The organism is Deinococcus pimensis DSM 21231 (genome assembly GCF_000519345.1).
Lineage (GTDB): Bacteria > Deinococcota > Deinococci > Deinococcales > Deinococcaceae > Deinococcus_A > Deinococcus_A pimensis.
This window is the reverse complement of record NZ_KI912643.1, coordinates 1-1771: the sequence shown is the minus strand read 5'-3', so window position 1 is coordinate 1771 and position 1771 is coordinate 1. Positions and strand designations below refer to the sequence as shown.

Genomic DNA, 1771 nt, shown 5'->3' with positions numbered 1-1771 from the left:
GGGGAGGTGCGCACGGTGGGGAGCGCCCTGCGCCGCGCGGAGGAGGCGGAGCGCGCGGGCTACGCGCGGCTGGTGATGCCGCCGGGTGTGCGTGGGGACGGGGTGCGCAGCGTGGAGGACGCGCTGAGGGTGCTGTGGAAGAAGTAGTCGCGCCACGGTCAGGTCTGCTCATGGTTCTCAGAAAAAGCCGAAATTGTCACGTGCGGTCCCGAGCCGCTATGCTCTTCAGGTGATTCTCGTCCGCGTCCTGCTGCTGCTGCTCGGGCTCCTGCTCGGCTACGGCGTGGGCGTCCTCCTCTCCCTCAGCGGATTCGGCGCGGAAGCGTCCACCGCCAACACCGTCTACCTCATGGCGGCGGGCCTCCTCGTCGCCTTCCTGCTCGGCGAGCGGATCGCGAGCGTACTCGACGGCGTCGTGGAGCGCGGCCTGGCGTGGCTCTCCCGGCTCGATCCGCGCCGCGTCACCGCCGCCACCGTCGGACTCGTCGTCGCGCTCGTCGTGGCGGTCCTCGTCACGACGCTCCTGTCGAGCGCGCCCTTCTTCCGCTGGTACTGGAGCGTCGCGATCACCGCGCTGCTCTCCGTCTTCTTCGTCTACTTCGCCGTGCAGAACGCCGGGACCTTCGGCGCGCTCGCCTACTCGGGCCCGCCGCGCCGCCGCTCGAACGCGAAGGTCCTCGACACGAACGTCATCATCGACGGACGCGTCACGGACCTCGCGCGCAGCGGCTTCCTCGAGGGGGAGCTGATCGTCCCGAGCTTCGTCCTGCGCGAGGTGCAGTACCAGGCCGACCACGCCGACCCGCAGCGCCGCACGCGCGGCAAACGCGCCCTCGGCGTGCTGGAGGAACTGCGCGAGATCGCGAGCCTGCGCGTCGAGGAGTGGGACGTGGACGGCGACGTCCCCGTCGACGACAAGCTCGTGCGCTTCACGCGGGAGTACGGCGCGAAGCTCGTCACGAACGACTCGAACCTCAGCAAGGTCGCGCGGCTCTACGGCCTGAAGGTCCTGAGCATCCACGAGGCGGCGCTCGCGCTGCGGCCCAAACTGCAGGCGGGCGAGGTGCTCGACGTGACCGTCACGAAGGCCGGGCAGCAGTCCGGGCAGGGCGTCGCTTACCTCGAGGACGGCACCATGATCGTCGTGGAGGACGGCCTGCGCCACAAGGGCAAGCAGGTGCGCGTCACCGTGCTGTCGAACGTGCAGACCAGCGTGGGCCGCATGGTCTTCGCGAAGGTCGCCGGGGAGTAGGTCCGCGCGGGATTGCCGGGCCGCGTTCACGCCGCGGGCTACCATGAACGCGGTCCTATCGATCTGCATCATGACAACGCATTCTTCCGGGGGCCGCGTCACGCGGCCCTTTCTGTTCTGGGCGCTCTGCGTCGGCCTGAGCGTCCTCGGTGACGCGCTCGGCCAGTCCGCGCTGTCCGTCCTCGCCTTCGAGGAGGGTGGCGGCGCGGCACTCGCCTCGGTCCTGACGTGGCCCCTGCTGGCGGACCTCGCGCTTCCGATCGTGCTCGGCTGGGTGTCCGATCTGCTGCCCGCGGCGGTCACGGCCGCGGCGGGGAACGCCGCCCTGTCACTCACCTGGCTCGCCGTGAGCGCCGTCCATCCGTCCGCGCTAGTGGGCGCCCTCCAGATGCTGGAGAGCGGCCTCAACCGGCTCACGGTCGGCCCGGCGATCCGGCTCGCGAACGCGCTCGCGGGTGGACCCGTGACGGGGCGTGCCGCCTCGCTCTCGGCGTCGCTGGCGTGGACCGGGCTGGCCGT

Annotated in this window: 2 protein-coding genes; both read left to right on the top strand. The window is 71.0% G+C overall.

The window, feature by feature from the left end; all coding sequences use genetic code 11:
• Positions 1 to 229: 229 nt before the first annotated feature.
• Positions 230 to 1252 carry a PIN/TRAM domain-containing protein gene (locus DEIPI_RS0111650; RefSeq protein ID WP_027481888.1) on the top strand — a complete coding sequence of 341 codons (1023 nt, stop codon included), beginning with the start codon at positions 230 to 232 and terminating at the stop codon, positions 1250 to 1252.
• Between the two features lie 70 nt (positions 1253 to 1322).
• Positions 1323 to 1771, top strand: a 449-nt coding sequence (locus tag DEIPI_RS30550; RefSeq protein WP_045234179.1) for a hypothetical protein, incomplete at its 3' end; no start/stop codon positions are given.